Raw genomic sequence first — 16608 nt, 5'->3', positions numbered from 1 at the left:
GCCGAGGAGACCCGGAGGCTGAACCGGATGCTGGCGCGGTTCGCCGATGACGCGGAGCGGCGGGCACCCGGCAATACCCCGAAGCGTCGGACGCCCAAGAAGGCCCCGAAGGGCCGGAGGCCCAACGAGTTCGTGGTGCGCTGGATGCCCGACGAGGCCCTGTCGTACCGGGCATCCGATGAGGCTCCGGTAGGCCGGGTGCCCGACGCGGCGGTGCCCTGGCGGCCCTATGACCCCGCGGCGGCAGAGGCGTCCCGCACCGCCGCGGCGGGTCGGCCGCTCCATGCCGTCCCTGACCTTCTGGCTGCCATGGGGGAGGTCCACGGCATGGCACACCCGCTGGTCAAGGCGGCGAGCAGCCTTCTGGCCGAGCAGCGGCCCCCGGGCCGCGGACAGCCCCTGTCAGCGGAGCGACGCGTGATGTACGCGAGGGATCTCCTGCGATGGTGGAAGCAGGCGAGGAGAGACCTCGGGGAACTGCGTGGCTCCCCGGATGAGCAGAAGCAGCGCTACCTCGCGCACCTGGAAGAGGCAGCGGCAGCGGGGCGCACTGGCACCAGCGGGCCCGCGTCGTCCACAGGGGTTCCGCGCTCTGAGTCGATCGCGGGGATCCGGGCCTTCCGCAACCACCTCACCGGTGTCGACGTCCCGGTGCCGCAGCGTCTGAAGAACACGCTGGATGAGCGGTACCACGACGACCCCCTGGCCCGCGTGGTACCCGACTGGGTTTCCGAGCTGGAGGAGCGGCTCGACGCCAGGGGACCGAAGACATTCGTACTGGCTTTCCTCCGCTGGGAGGAGTATCTGCACCAGCGCCGCCGCCACCCGCTGACCGAGACGGTCCCGCCGACCGAAGACGAGGAATACGACCGCTACTTGCAGGGCTTCCGCCCCGCGCTGTCGCCCGAACGCCGCTGGGAGCTGCGGCGCAAGGCCGCCGAGTTCATGACCTTCGCACACTCCCGCCCGGAGCGGGGCGGAGCGGACCGGCAGTCTCCGGGCGCTCCGCCGGCGCCGGCGCCGGGGCCGGACACCGGGGACGGCGGCATGCCGATGGGGCCGGTGGATCTGGGGTTTGTGGATCTGCCGGGTGGTTCCGGTGCTGAGGGTGCGGGGTTGCCGGGTGGTTCGGATGATCCGTGGGGCGGGTTCTTCGACGACCTGGTGGAGCCGGGCACCCTCGGGGGCGGCGCCGTGCCGATGGACCTGGGGCAACAGGCCGGCGGCCCCGGCGCCGATGCGGGCGGCGTGTTGCCGTACAGCCACGCCGAATTGACCTTGCAACAACTCCTGCCACCGGAATTCGCCGAGATGGCGGGGACGTCGGCCGGCCTGGGCGAAGCCGTGACGCGGTGGCTGGGCGATCCCGCGGCGCGTGCCGAGGTGAGGGGCCGGCTGGACGGTCAGGATCCGCTGGGCTTCGCCGTGCTGGCGCTCCTTGAGGGCACGCTGAGCGCCATGCCCGTGCACATCGGCCGCTCGTTCCTGTGGGCCGACGAGGACACGTTTGGCGGCTACGGGGCCGGCTCCCTGGTCTCCTTGGGACACGTGCTGCCGGTATCCCGGTATCCGCTGTTTCCAGAGGACGGCCAGAACGTCGAGTTGTTCATCGACGGCGTGTCGGGGCCGTACATCCCGCACCAATGGCCCGAGTTCCAGGCGGAGTTCCTGGAGGGGGCCGCCATGCTCTCGCGCACCCCGCTCTTCGAGGTGGTGCGCGAGGAAGCGCGGCCCCGTGGATACCGGCGGCTGTATCTGCGTCCGGCGGCGTCCGGCGACGAGCCGTTGGCGCCGCAGGGCACGGAAGAGGAGCGGGACGGCGGTTCCGGGGGCCTTTCCGAGGAGGCGCTGGCCCGCTATACGGAGGCGTCGGGGATCCTGCGGTGGCCGCCGGTGCTGGACGCGGAGCGGCTGGCGCGGACGCACGCGGCGGTGGCCGAGGTGAGTGAGGTGCTGGCTGCTCAGGGCCGGGCGGCTGCTGAGGCCGCGGCCGTCGAGGTGTCGCAGCGGGCGCGGGCGGAGGGCCATACCTGGATCGGTACGGAGGACGAGCGGCAGCGGCGGTTGCCCGGAGGCGGGCCGATCCGCCGCAGCGGCGCGCACCGGACCGGCACGGTCCGTAAGGACTCCGCACGGGGCACGGAGGGCAGGCGGGAAGCGGGCCCGTCCGGTACCTCTTCGGGCCCCGGACCGCTGGAGTCCGCCGCGGCCGATGAGACAGCGGCCGTTCCGATGGACACGGACCAGGGCCAGGCCGGGAACTACGTGGCATGGGCTGAGGCACACGAGGGCCCGGCATCCCGTGAGCAGCTCGACGAGGGCTGGCGGCTGCTCGCCGACCTGGACGACGAGGTCTACGCAGGCGACACCGGCCCAGAGCTGCGCGACCGGCTGCTGGCCCAGATGGAGCGGCTGGACGCGGCCAGTGCTCCCAGTCCGTCCGCGCCGTTCGCCCCGTCCCGCCTCCCCGCAAAGGACGCCGATCCCGTTGCCTGGGTCCGGTGGTTCAACCTGCTGGGCAACTTCGTGAACGCGCCGTTCACGGCCTACCTGCCGCTCTCTCACACCTCCGTGACCCGGTCCACCCTCCACGAGTTCCGGATCAAGTCGGGAGAACAGTTCCGGCGGGACCTGTGGAAGAACCGGACCGCGGACCACTTCCTGACGGGCCTTCGGGGCGATGCCGGCCGGGCCATCGACAGGGCGCTGGCCCGGCTGCGTACCGCCGGCACGGGATCCGCCGCCTCGGCTGCCGACGAGGAGGCGGGCCCCGGCAACGGCCAGGACGGCACACCTGCTGACGGGACGGAGCAGTGGCGTGGCGAGGCGCACCGCCTGATCTCGGAACTGCAGCGTGAGGGAGACACGCAGTTCGCCGCAGCCGCGCGCAGCTGGCTGAGTGAGGAGCGGCTGAACCCGTATACCAGGGGCCTGCGCGCCAGTGCCCTGCAGGCATGGCGTCACCATCTCCGTGAGCGGGGCGCACACCCCCTGACCGTCACCATCAGCCCCTTGCGGGACGACGCGTTCGACGCCTTCCTCGCGGTGCATCAGGAGGCGACGGGCCCGGGGGCGGATGCGACGCGCCAGAAGAAGCGTGCGCTGGTCACCTTGTTCCACGGGCACTTGGTGGTCCACCCGGAACTCCGGGGACACCCGGTCCACGGCGGGGCGGCGGCCACGAACGCATGGCTGTCCGAGCTGGACACCACGGTGTCGCTGCTGGGCTCGCTGGCGGGAGAGACCGGCGTCACCGCCCTGGACCTGGCGGTATGGGGGGAGTGGGTCGACCGTGGACTGGCGTATCGCGAGGAGGTGACGGGCCGGCTGCCGGCCGGCCAGGCGCAGGACTGGGCGGCGCGGCTGGATGGTGTTCTGGCGCCGTGGCTGGCGGCCCGGGAGGGGAACGCCGCCGCGACCGTACCGGTCACCGACGACTTCATGGACCTGGATCCGGACCCGGACCTGAGCCTGACGCACGACCTGGGCCCGGAGCCGCTGCAGACGGACCACCCGGCGTCAGGAGGTGCCGTCCGGGACAGGTACGAGCCGGTGGCCGTCGCTCGCCTCATCGACCTCTCCGGCTGGCCGGACCGGGCCCGAGGGCTGATCATCGACCTGGAGGACGTGCACGGGGTGGGAAGCGATGAGGCTCGCCTCGTCGCCGCATTCCTCCATGAAATCGTCACGTGGGACACCCAGTTGCGCTATGCCGCGGGGCTGCGGACGTGGTGGCAGCACCTGCCGCAGACGAGGCTGCTGACTCCTGCACCCACCATGGCCACGGACTACGTGGCGCAGGTGCGCTCCGCTGTGCAGCGAGGCGACACGCCGTCCAAGGCAGGCAACAGGGATCTTGCCGCCCCCCGGGCCTTCTACGCCTTCTTGAAGAAGCGGGGCGACATCGAGGCCGACCCGTTCGAGGACAGCGGCGGCACGAACCGACGGTCCGGCGCTCTGGAGACGGCTGCCCCGCAGCAGCGGCCGGAGCGGGAGAACCCCGGCATGCCGGACGCCGACGCCGTATCGGCCAGGCAGGGAGCGGGCCAGGCGTCGTCGGCACAGACGCAGGAGCCCCCGACCGGGCTGCACGCCGGACAGCTCGTCGTCGCCGTCCAGGGCTATCTGCGGTCGTGGAGCAAGAGCCCCCAGGGCGTCGCGGTACCTGCCGCGCGGCAGGAGGAAGGCCGGGAGTACCTGGCACAGCTCGACGAGGCGGTGCGGGCCGGGCATGACGACGCAGGGCCGCTGCGCGGGCAACTGCTGGCGGCACTGCGGGAGATGGCGCAGGCCGGCTCCGCCACGGCGAACACCGCGAGCCCGCTGCCGCAGCCGCCAGGACCCGAGGCGGCCGGCCCGGCACCAGCGGCTGGGAACCCGTCCCCGGGCCATTCCGGAGGGGCGGCGCCCAGGGAGGGCGGGACCGGTCACCCGCAGCCGGCATCCCGCCGCCCCGCACCGGGCGCCGGGAATCGGGTCGTAGGCCCGCGCGCCGCCCGGCGCAAGCCGCTGAACCGGCCGGGCGTCCATACGGGCCTGACGGTGAACGACGCGTTGGCGAAGGTGGCGGAGTGGGGGAGCGAGCAGCTGGACAACACGGCGCGGGAGTGGCTTGCGACGCACAAGCAGGGCGACGCGCTGCAGGAGGACTTGGCGAGGGCGCTGCTTCAGTGGGGTGAGTATCTGCGTGCGCGGGACCGGCATCCGCTGACCGAAGAGGACTTGCCGTCGGCCGATGAGGAGTACGACACCTTCCTCTGCATGGTCGCGGGGGCCGATGGCCGGACGCTTCATGGGAGCGTACGCAGTCGGCTGCGCTCCGATGTGGACGATTTCGTCATGTACCGGCGGAATCCCCACGCGTGGCAGCCGGTGCGCGACCCCGGGGCGAGGGCCGCCGCGCCACGCCCCACTGCCCCAAGGGCCGCTCCCGGAAGGAAGCCGGCCGGCACGGTGGAGGAATTGCTCGCTCATCTCTCCGCGCGCTACGGCGCGTCGCACCCGCTCGTCGAGGTGGCGGGTGAGTGGCTCGACGCGCAACAGACCGTGCGGACCAGGCAGGACCGGAGGCGGGAGCTGGCGGGTTGGGAGGAGTACCTGCACGACCGGGGCAGGGATCCGCTGGCGGAGACGGTGCGGCCGTCGGATGACCAGGAGTTCGACAGCCACCTGGAGGGGAAGAACATCGGGCCGGCGGTACGCGCGAAGCGCCTCGCCCGCCTCGACCAGATCTTCGGGCGTCTCCGGAGCCGGATGCAGGAACGGAACAACTCGGCCACCGCCGACGCGTTGCTTGCTCACCTCTCCGCACGCTACGGCGCATCGCACCCGTTCGTCGGGGCATCGCGTGAGTGGCTCGGCGGGGAACAGGGTGCGCAACGGAGCGAGGAGCAGGAAAAGCGGTCCCGTGAGGACCGGGTCCGGGCGCTGCGGGGTTGGGAGCAGTACGTGTACGGCCGGGGCAGGGATCCGCTGGCGGAGACGGTGCGGCCGTCGGATGACCAGGAGTTCGACAGCCACCTGGCGGAGCAGGGCATCAGCCTGGCGGTACGCATGAGGCACATCGGCCGCCTCAACCAGCTCTTCGATCGGCTCCGGAGCCGGACCGAAGGCCATCCCCTCACCGAGGCAACGCCCCGGGTTCCGGGTGGCACGGAGGAGGAATTGCTTGCCCATCTCTCCGTGCGCTACGGCGACTCGCACCCCTTCATCGAGGCGACGCGCGAGTGGCTCGACGCGCAACGGAGGGCGCAAAGCGGCGGGCAGCAGGGCGAGTTGACCCGTGCGAACCGGAGGCGGGTGCTGGCGGTCTGGGGGCAGTACCTGCACGACCGGGACAGGGATCCGCTGACGGAGGTGGAGCGGCCGTCGAGGGACCAGGGCTTCCGCCGCCACCTGAAGGAGCAGAACATCGGGTCGACGGGGGGCACGCAGCCCTTGACCCTCCTCGATCAGATCTTCGGGCGGCTCGCCGACAGGCCGCTGGAACAGGTCAACCCGGCTACGGCCGGAGGTAATTCGTTCACCATTCCTCCTGCGGTCACGAAGCTGGTGTCCGACATGGCAGGCGTGCACGGTGCGACGCACCCCTTCGTCCGGCTGGTGGACGAGTGGCTCAACCAGCGTCGCCTCGCCCGGAAGAGCCTGCGGACCTATGCGGGTGACATCCGTCCGTGGTGGGAGCAGGCACGGGACGGGCGCCTGCAATTCCCTGCCACGCCTCACGAGCAAATGGGTACATTCCTGCGGGATCTGGGGGTATGGGACGTGGCGACGGCGCGTCTGATCCAGAACGAATCCGGGTCTTCCACACGGAAATTGACGAATCATCACCAATTGGCTGCGCGGGCCCTCTACAAGCATGCGGAGCGCTGCGGCTACCTCGAAGATCTCGCACCGAGCGTCTATCCGGGCCTGACCACGGACGACGTGGTGGGGCAGCTGGCGGAGCGGGGAGGCGAGGAGCTGGGCAACACGGTCCGGGAGTGGCTCGCGTCGTACGTGCGGCGTGGCGCGCCGCCGCAGGAGGACCTGGCGAAGGCGCTGCTTCAGTGGAGCGAGTATTTGTGGGGGCGGGGCCGGCATCCGCTGACCGAGAGGAACCTGCCGTCGGCCGATGAGGAGTACGACACGTTCCTCGGCGGGGTCCAGGGGGCCGACGGCAGGACGCTCCAGGCGGATGAGCGCAGGCGCCTGCGCTCCGACGCGGACGATTTCCTCATGCACCGGCTGAGCCCCCAGGAGTGGCAGTCGGCGCGCGGCACCGGGGCGACAGCCCGGGTTCCGGTCATCGTGGACGAATTGCTCGCCCATCTCTCCGCGCGCTACGGCGACGCGCACCCGCTCGTCGAGGCGTCGGGCGAGTGGCTCGGCGGGCAGCTGCGAGCGCAGACCGCGGTGAACCGGGGTCTGGCACTGGCGGGTTGGGAGCGCTACCTGCACGACCGGGGCAGGGATCCGCTGGCGGAGACGGTGCTGCCGTCGAAGGACCAGGCTCTCCGCCGCCACCTGGAGGAACGGAACGTCGAGGCGACGGAACGCACGGAGCGCCTCGGCCGACTCGACCAGATCTTCTGGCGACTCCGGAGCCGGGTGCCGGGACGGAACGACCCGGCGACCACCCAAGGCAGCACTCAGGGGCCGTCGGCGCCTGTGCCGGAGACCCCCGCGGTGGTGGCCGCCCGGCAGTTCGAGGATGCGGCCGACAGCTATCTGCGCAGGGCCGAGAGCGCGGCCGAAGCCTCGTCGGCGCAGGTGGAGGAGGGCTGGAACCATCTCGTCCGGCTCGACGACGCGGTGCGGGCCGGCACGGTCGGCCCGGACCTGCGCGCTCGTCTCCTGAACGCACTGGCAGGGCTGGAACGGACCGACACCATGGCGCCGCGGATGGCGTCCATGCTGCCCCTCGGCATCGACATCCCCCGTGTGTGGGACAGCTGGGCCGAGGCGCTGGAGGCGACCGTCGCGTCGTTGGAGGAGGCCGCGGGGCGCGGCGGGCTGAGCGCGGAGCAGATCAGGCTGGGGCGGCGCCGCCGGCGCGACCTGTGGCATGCCGAGGTCCGCCGTCGGCTGCCGGAACAGCTGCCGGTGGAGATGACCCGGCGGCTGAACCAGGCGCTCAGCAGGCCCGCGCCCGGCGCCTTGGAGGTCACGGACGCGCCGCTGCCCGTCGCGCGCCGGACCGGGGCGTCGGGGCAGCTCCCGCGGTCGGCGAACCCGGCTGCACGGGTGCGTCGCCGGCCGACGCGGAGAAGCTTCGACGAGGCGGGGCCTGCGGCCGTTGAGCAGGTCCGTGACTGGCTGGCCACGCGGGAGAACCCGAAAAGCCGTCAGGGCTACGCCGCGGATCTGCGCGCGTGGTGGGAATTCGTGGGGCGCGAAGGACACGAGGGAGAGGCGTTGTTGTCGCCCTCCGCGGCCACGGTCGCAGCCTTCGTGGACAAGGCCCGCACGGGGCAGCGGGAAGCCCGCCTCTCCGCCGTACGCGGCTTCTACGACTTCCTGACGACCCGGCGCATCACCGCAGCCAATCCCTTCAGGGCCGAACCCGAGGTGACCGGGTACGGCCTGGCGGAACCGGGTGCGTGGGGCGGTCCGGACGGTGACGTGCCGATGGAGCCGGTGTCCGGGGAGCCGGGGGCCGGTCTGCGGGGGGATGCCGTCGGCTCCGGGCAGGAGGGCGGGCTCGACGACGACCCGTGGGGCGGCCTCTTCGACGACCTGGACGATGACCCGTGGGGCGGCCTTCTCGACGGCCTGGAGGAACCGGGTGCGCCGGGCGGGTTGGATGAAGACGTACCGATGGACCTGGTAAGGGCCGCGTACGAGCAGGTGCAGGGCGGCGCGGGCGGTACGGGGGCCGGCGCGGTGCCCGACGCCTACCAGGCGCTGTGGCAGTGGCTGCCGGGGGAGTTGCTTCCTCCGGTGGCGAGCGGGGCCGATCCGGGCGAGACCGTGACCCGGTGGCTGGGCAGCGCGGCGGCACGCGCCGAAGCGCGGACCGTGCTCGACGGGGAGAACCCGCTGGGCCCGGCGCTGCTGGACATCGTGGAGCACACCCTGTCGGCCCTGCCCACGCACGAGCAGCCGGCTTTCCTGTGGTCCGATCAGGACACGCTCGCGAACCACATGTTCGGCTCCCAACTGATCGGCTCCCACGTCTACCTCGGGCACCTGCTGGCGATGTCCCCGGCCCCCGTGCTCCCGCGTGGCGGGCAGAACATCGAGCTGCACATCGCCGGGGTGCACGGACGCCGGATCCCCCGGGAATGGCACGAATTCCACGACGAGTTCCCCGAAGGGGCGGTGCTGCTGCCGCAGACCCCCGTCCTGCGGGTCGTGCGCGTGGAGGGCACCGTCGACGGTCACATGCGCCTGTACCTGCAGCCTGACGAGGCGACGGAGGAACAGCCCACCACCCAGGGCTTCCTGGACGACGCGGGCTTCGGCCCCTACGGCGGGCCCGGCGACGTCCACATGCCGTCGGCACCCGGCGACGGGGCCGGTCCCTCGCAGCTCCCGCCCGGGGAGCCCGGGTTCTTCGCGCCGGGCCAGGACTCCGGCGTGCGGTACAGCGCGGCGGCACCGGGGGAGCCGCCGGGCCGGACCCCGGCTCCGGGACCGGGCACGGACACCTCCGCCCGGACCCCGGAGGAGTCCGCGCAGGCACCGGACACCTCCGCCCGGACCCCGGCCTTCCCGCTCGACACCGATCTCGACCCCCGGCCGACCCCGGCCGAACGGGCCGCAGGCGACCTCCGCAGGTCGCGGCAGGCCCTGCGGCTGCTGCGCACGCACTACGCGACGTGGGAGCAGTCGCAGCAGCCGGAGGACGGCAGGACCCAGCACCCGCTGCTGGCCGCCGGGCCCGAGGAGTCCTACCACCTCCGCAAGCGCGGGCTCGACGCCTTCCTGGAGCAACACCTGCCGCTCATCGAGGCGTTGGGGGATGCAGACCGGACGATTGCCGTCCGCCGCTTCATGACCGGGACCGTCGGGCCCTGGACGCACGACGAGAGTGCGCCCGACGCCCCGGCCGCCGGTCCGACAGGTGCCGTGCCGGGCCCGCCCGACGGCGTACACCCCGTGAGCGCCGAGCTCAGCGAGCTGTGCCGCACCAGTGCCAGGCCCGACGAGATGCGGGAGCGGGTGGCGCACGTCTGGCCGGAGATCGGCGATGCCTACCGGCAGACCGTCGCCGCCGACGAGACGGCCGGCGCCCGCGTCTCGGAAACCGTCAGGCAGTACCTGCGGCTGGCCTGGACCGGTGGTGACGACAGCGGCCGGATCCTGCCCGTGGACTCCCTCGTCAAGTCGCTCCTCCTCGACGGCCTGCCGCTGCGCGACGGCAACGGGACCGTCCGGCTGCCCGCCGCCGAGGTGTTCCGCCGCTACGCCGAACTCTTCCACGGGCCGCGCCAGGTGCTCATCGCCACCGCGGCATCCGAGTCGCGCGGCGTCTTCCACGCGTATTTCACCGGCCAGGTCCCCGCGGAGTGGCTCGTCGACCACATCGCCCAGATCGCGGTCAGGCTGGACGACCGGGGCGAAGGCGTTCCCGGCGAGCTGTCGGACTCCATGGTGGACGCGGTGCGCGGACTCTTCGGCGAACTGCACCAGCACTACCAGGCCGGGGCCTCGCTCCCGTACGCGGCATGGGAGCGGTCCCCCGGGACGACGGTGCCCTCGGCGGTGCCGGCGTTCGCCCACCAGGAGTACGCGAACGGCAACCGCAGACTGCAGCGTACCGGCGGCGCCCCCTCCCTGTTCCGCTACGACGGCGTCCACCAGGAACGCTTCGCGCGGATCAACGAGCTGTTCGCGACGCCGGAGCGCATCCGCCAGGCGCACGCGCACCTCACGCAGCAACGGCAGGACACGTCGGCCTGGCGCGCCCGCTGGCTGCTCGCCGACGACCCGATGCGCCGTATCCAGGACGGCTACCGGCCCGTGGAGTTGGACTACCGCTACCTCACAAGGCTCAGGGCCGACCGGCCGGCCCCTTACGACACGGCCGCCTTCCGCCACTTCCTTCACGGCCTGGCAGGCGGAGAAGCCGGGCAGCAGCCCTTCCACGCCTTCGAACTGGCCACCGTGTACTCCCTCGTCGTCGGCGACGCGCTCCCCGACTTCGGGCAGGCACTCGGCGACCGGACGCTGCCCGCCATGGTCACCGCCGCCGTCGCCGCGGCCGGGCTGCGCAGGCTGCCCGCCCACCACGGTGCCGTCCGGCAGCGCTTCGCCTCGCAGCAGGTGCCGTACATGACGGGCCGCGAACTGGACCTGAGCCTCGTGGTCGCCCATCCGCAGGCCGCCGGCAACACGGAGATCGTCTACACCGGCTTCCGGGCGACCGGCACGCACCCCCTCTTCCCCGGCAACCCCGGGGCGCCAGTGGTCATTTCCCCGGGCGAGCGCGGCATCGTCACCTCCGTCGAGCGGGCACCCGACCTCGACGGTCCGGCCGGCCCCGGTCACCGGCTCCACGTGGTGTCGCTCGGGGCCGAGATCGAGCGGATCCAGGTGAAGCAGCCGTCCGAGAAGTTCATGGAGGGGTTGGGCCATCTCGCGCCCGTGCCCTTCCAGCGGTTCGAGGTCAGGCGCCATCACCTCGGCGACGGGACGAAGCTGAGCCGGCTGATCGCGCGGGTTCACATGGTCGCCGATCCCGCACTCTCGCCCGCCGAGGTGGCGGCCAAGAAGCAGCAAGTCCTCCCGTACGTGGACATGTTCCACAACGTCGGGCACCGCTTCCCCGACGGCGATCTGGTGCAGTTCGTCGTGGAATTCACCAACGACGGCTCCCGCGCCCACCACACGGTGTCGCTGTTCCCGGGCAACGGCCGGGCGAACAGTGCCGAGTGGTTCGTGGGCACTCCTCCGCTGATCGTGCTGCACGAGTTCAGTCACCTCTTCGGCGGCCAGGACTGGTACCAGGAAGGATGGCCGCGCCCGCTGGACGAGGACGGCTCGATCATGGCCGGGCAGTACCTCGACCCGTGGGGCCGCACCTGGCTGAACAGTGACTTGCCGTCGTCCTTCGCCGCAGAGGTGCCGAACCTGCGGTGGCTGCCGCACGACCTGCAGATGCTCTGGTCGTCCGTGCAGCAGGCGCGCCTCGCGCAGGCGGAGGAAGCGCACGGTGACGGCGCACCCCAGGACCGTGCGGCCGGGCGTCGGCCTGACCCCGAGGCCGAGCGCGTCTCCGTCCCGCTGGAGGTCCGCCGGCGAGTGCTGTGGGGCGACCCCGGCACCGCCCGTCCGGGGCGGATGGCGCCACGGAACCACGCGATCCACCGCGAGTACCCGCAGCGTGTGGAGGAGATGAACCCCAACGGCACCTATCTGGCACGCTTTCCGTCGCAGCCCACGGCGGGCAGCGACGGCGTCGTCCACCACCCCACGGGCGGGGACCTCGCCGGCCGGCCGACGGCCGAGGGCGCCCCGGTGATGATGTTCCCCCGCCACATGACCGAGGACGAGGTGGTGAAGGCCGCCGAGCAGGCGTACCTCAACTGGCGTGCCAACGGGGGAATCTGGCCCGACGGGGCGGGCCGGGTCGCCTTCGACGGGGTCTATCAGGGCCTGCGGGTACGGGGAGTCGCCGACGCCTCCGGCAAGATCCTCGACTTCGCCCCGCACGAACAGCAGACCGACCCCAACGACACCGGACGGGCACCGCGCGCACTCCAAGTCCCCCTGTTCCGCACCCTGCTGCCGGAGCCGACCCCGGGCGGCGCGCCACTGATCACCCGCTTCACGGAACGCTTCGTGCTCGACGGCGACCGTGCCAAGGGCGTGGGCGGCTATCACGGCTTTGCGCCCACAAACCAGATGAGGCGCGGCATTTGGTACGAAGTGGTGGGCGGGGAACCCCTGGAGAACGGCGTCCGGGCTGGGGAGGTGAGGCTGCTGGACCTACGTATCTCCCCGCGACCGGGGGAGCTCGGAGATCTCAAGTGGTGGCATACGGTCGCCGACGGCCACAACGGCGGACACCTGCTCTTCCCGCAAGCATGGACGGCCGATGCCCTGTGGGGCGCGGTCCGCGACGCCCACACTCGCGCCCTGGACAGCGGGCGGTTCAGCTGGCACACCGAGGGCGACGACGCCCTGGGCGCGGGCTACCTGTGGACCGGCGAGAGCAACGGCGTCCGTATCCAGGGCTACACGCTCCAGGGACGCCACATCTGGGTCCGCCCCTCCGTGCATCAGCCGAGGGTGACCTGGTCCACCTGGGACGACGACGAGCACCTCGCGCAGTCCCAGGAGCACTCGGTCCGGCTGCCTACCAGCGGCACCACTGAGGCTCCCTTCCGGGTGTCGCACATCGTGCTCGACGACGGTGATCTGGGCGTGCAACTGGCCGTCGAACTGTCCGTCCCGCACGGCATGGACGCCGACCAGCAGAACGAGCTCACGGACTATCTGGACGAGGTCCAGGAGGAGATCGACGCGACGTACAACAAGGTGCCCCGGGGTGACGGGCGGCCCTTGGTCCGCTTCGACGTCGTGCCCGTCGGGCCGGCGCCGGGAGCCCGGTCGCCGCAGCCGGCCGAACTTCTCGCGCTGTGTGCCCGGGTCGGACCGGCTGCGCTGGCACAGCAGCTGCTGGGCATTCCGCCCGCTGCCCAGCAGATAGACGCGCTGCTCGCTGCCGCCTGCCGACAGGTGCCGATGCCGTCCCCGCATGCGGCCGACGCCTGGCTCCCGCACGACGCGGAGCAGCACATCGTGACGGCGCAACGCCACAGGACACCGGCGGGGATGGCCGCCGACCCGGGGGCGAGGGTGCTGCTGGAGACGTACCGGGCCGAGGAGCTGGCACCGTTCGCCACCCGCCGGAGCACCGTCGAAGAACTGCTCGCCCAGCTCCGGCCGGCATTCGCCCCCGGGGCCTGGTACAAGGAAACGGGGGACGAGCTGCCCGCCGGACTCACCGATGACGAACTGCGGCTGCTCGCCTTCCGCGCGGCGCAGCAGGGCAGGTCGGACACACCGGGGCGCGATGTGGTCACCGGAACCGTCCCGGGCCACGACGACCTGGCACTCCAGGTCAGGACCGACGCCGAAGGCACGATCCGTGACTACCGGCTGGTGCCGTCCGATGCGGCCGAGCAGTTCTGGCCGGAGGACGAACGGATGGCGGCATCGCCGCTCCTGCCGGATGACAGCAGTGAGGATGACCTCGCCGCGTATGGCGTGCGGGATCCGGAGTCGGACAGCGACGACGACCTCGCCGCGTACGGGGTGCGGGATCCGGAGTCCGATGGGGACGAGCCCGCCATGGACCCGGACGACGCTTCGGACATCTTCTCCGTACTGAGTGGCCGCTCAGCCCCGCCGCGGCCGAGCGCGCCGACGCCGGGGGAGCGGAGCCCCTACGAGCCCGATGGCCCGCGTCAGGACACGGACACGGACATGGACACGGACGCACACATGGACACGGACACGGATGCGGAAGGGGATTCCGGCACGGATTCCGACAGCGACACGGTCTCGGACATGTCGGGGGTCGAAGAGCAGGCGCCGCCCTCCCGGCAGGCGGCGGCCATCGCCCTCGCGCACCCGGACGGGCCGGTTCCGCCCCCGGCCGGCGGCCACCAGCAGGCCGGCGCGGGCGCCGAATCCACCCCGGGAGCCGCCACTTCGGGCACCGGTGAGCCACCGCTCCCGCCGATGACGCTCGGCACCATCCGCGTCGACGTGCCGGGACCGGCAGGACAGGGCGGCTTCGGATACCAGCCGTCCGGACTGTTCCAGGGTCTTGAGGTCAGCCGGGTGCGCCACCAGGGCGGGCCCTGGACGACCCGGGTGGTCCTGCGCACGGCGCCGGGGCAGCCGGACCTGCCCGGTGCCGTGCACACCACCACCGCCTACCGTCTGCCGGACGGGGAGCCGCTGGAGTTCGTCCTGGTCACGCCGGGCTCCGACGCGCAGCCTCCGGCCCCCGGGCCCGTCCCGCTGCTGTCCGGATCCGGTGAAGTGGTCCTGGAACCACGGGAGTTGCGATCCCTCGGGCAGGCCATCGACGACGCCTGGCGGGCCGCCGCCGATGCCGGCCAGGTCCGGCGGCAGGGCCGCGCGACCGATGACACCCCATCGGGCGCCGCCCGCACCGGCACGCCGGATGCCGATGGCCCCGCGCGGGTGCGGGTGCCCCTGGACGTGCGGCGGCGGGTGCTGTACGGCGGCGCCGGTTCCCCGGGGCTGCTCGAACCGGCCGGGACGGGGGCCCGCCCCTCCTCGTACCGGGTCGGGCAGCCGCACCCCAACGGCACCTATCTCGCCCGTACGGCACATACGACCGAGCCGTTGCTGATGCTGCCGCCCAACTGGTCGTCGGAACAGGTGACTTACGCCGTCGAGCAGGCGTATCTGGCCTGGCGGCGGGACGGCGGCAGCCGGCAGGACCCGTCGGTGCCGCGCCGCTTCGACGGGGTCTACCAGGGCCTGCGGCTGTGGGGCGAGGCCGACGCCGAGGGGAACATCGTCGACTTCGGGCTGCACCCCGTCCAGGCCGACCTCCGGGCGCCTTCCTTCCTCGCTCCCCATCCTGGTACGCCGGGCCCGCGCGTCACCGAGCGGCTGGAACGGCTGGTCCTGGACGGCGACCGGGCCCGCAACCTCGCCGGCCACTTCCTCCACGACGCGGACAGCCAGCGCGAGCGGGGCATGTGGTACCGGCCGCGCAAGAAGCTGGTCCGTGAGGACGGCGTGGTGCGGGAGGTCGACTGGAAGGAGGCGAACGGCGTCGCCACCGCACGGGCGAGTCTCCTGCCGGACCGGAACACCGGGGCGCACGGTCCGGAGACGGCCGGTAGGGAGGCCACCGATACGGAGGACTGGCAGATGCCGGCCGGTGGTAAATGGACGATGCTCTTCCCGTCGGAATGGACGATCGAAGGACTGTGGGACGCGGTGGCGCAGGGCCACGAACGGGCGCTGGACGCAGGCGACATCACCCTGTACGACACCGGCTACCTGTGGTCAGGCACCGGCAACGGCGTCCGCGTCGAGGGCTTCGTGCGCGACGGCGAACACGTCTGGATCCGGCCGTCGGCGCGGCAGCCGCTGCCCCGGTGGAGCGAGGACGCACTGGTCGCCACGGGCGGGCCGGTCACGGTACGGGTGCCGGTGGGCGGCGGCTCGGTCGGCCTCGCCGTACGGCACGCGCTGTTCAGCGGCGGCGAGCACGGCGTACACCTCACCGCCACGGTGCCCCGCCCCGCCCAGGGGAGCGGAGTCGACGACGCGGACTACGAAGGCGCGTTGCGGCGCCTCCAGGAGCATGTCGACGCGGCATACAACCAGGTGCAGGGGACGGCCGTCCCGGTGAAGTTCACGGTGGCAGGGGCGGATCCGGCCCACTCCCAGGGGACCGCCGCTGACCCCGACCCGGTCGCCGCCCTCCTCCTCGGCAGCGACGCCGACCTCGCGGAGGCGGCGTACCGGCTGCTCGGCGTGGAGCCTGCCGCTTCGGACGTGGACGCACTCGCGGCGCGCGTACGGCAGTTGGCCCCGATGCCCGTGGAGCCGGCCGGATGGCAGCCGCACTCCTCGGCGGAGCGGACATGGACGGCGCAGGAGACAGCGTCGGCGCTGACCCAGCTCCAGAAGGCCGATGCCGGCCGGCTGCCCTCCGACCCCGAGGTCCGCACCTGGTCCGACGATCCTGACGCGGCACCGCACGGACCGGGCGCCGCGGAGCTGGCGGCGCAACTCCGCGACCGGTTCGCCGGGAAGGCGTGGGACGCGTGGTACGCACCGGAGGTGCTGCCGGACGGCTGGACCACCGACCGGCTGCGGGTCGCTGCGTACCTGACGGCCCGACGTGCCCGGCAGGCCCAGGAGTTGGCGGATTACCCCCACGTCCTGGTCGCCGACGCGGGCGCGGAGCTGCCGTTCCGGCTCCGGGTGACCTTCGACGCCGGTACCGGTACGGTCCTCGACTACGTGCTCCCGGACCTGCCGCCGCCCGGCAGCGCTGGCCACCCGGTACCGTCCCCTCCCCCAACAGGGGCTGGGAACAAGGACGTCGGGGCCCAGGGCCTGGATATGATCCTCCAGGGGACGGACCTTCTCGCCGCCCCGGAGGCCAGGGGATGA

At 72.5% G+C, this 16608-nt stretch carries 1 protein-coding gene (running past one end of the window); it reads left to right on the top strand.

Going from position 1 to position 16608, the window contains the following annotated elements; translation table 11 throughout:
- Window positions 1-16608, top strand: partial view of a hypothetical protein gene (locus ACGFNI_RS07775; protein ID WP_393681620.1) — the 3' portion only. 28719 nt of this gene lie to the left of the window's left edge; only the last 16608 of its 45327 coding nucleotides appear in the window; the start codon falls outside the window, past its left edge; it ends in the stop codon at window positions 16606-16608.

The organism is Streptomyces sp. NPDC048644, assembly GCF_043199105.1.
In the GTDB taxonomy this organism is placed as follows: domain Bacteria; phylum Actinomycetota; class Actinomycetes; order Streptomycetales; family Streptomycetaceae; genus Streptomyces.
The sequence above is the reverse complement of the archived record's forward strand: the minus strand, read 5'-3'. Positions and strand labels throughout refer to the sequence as shown.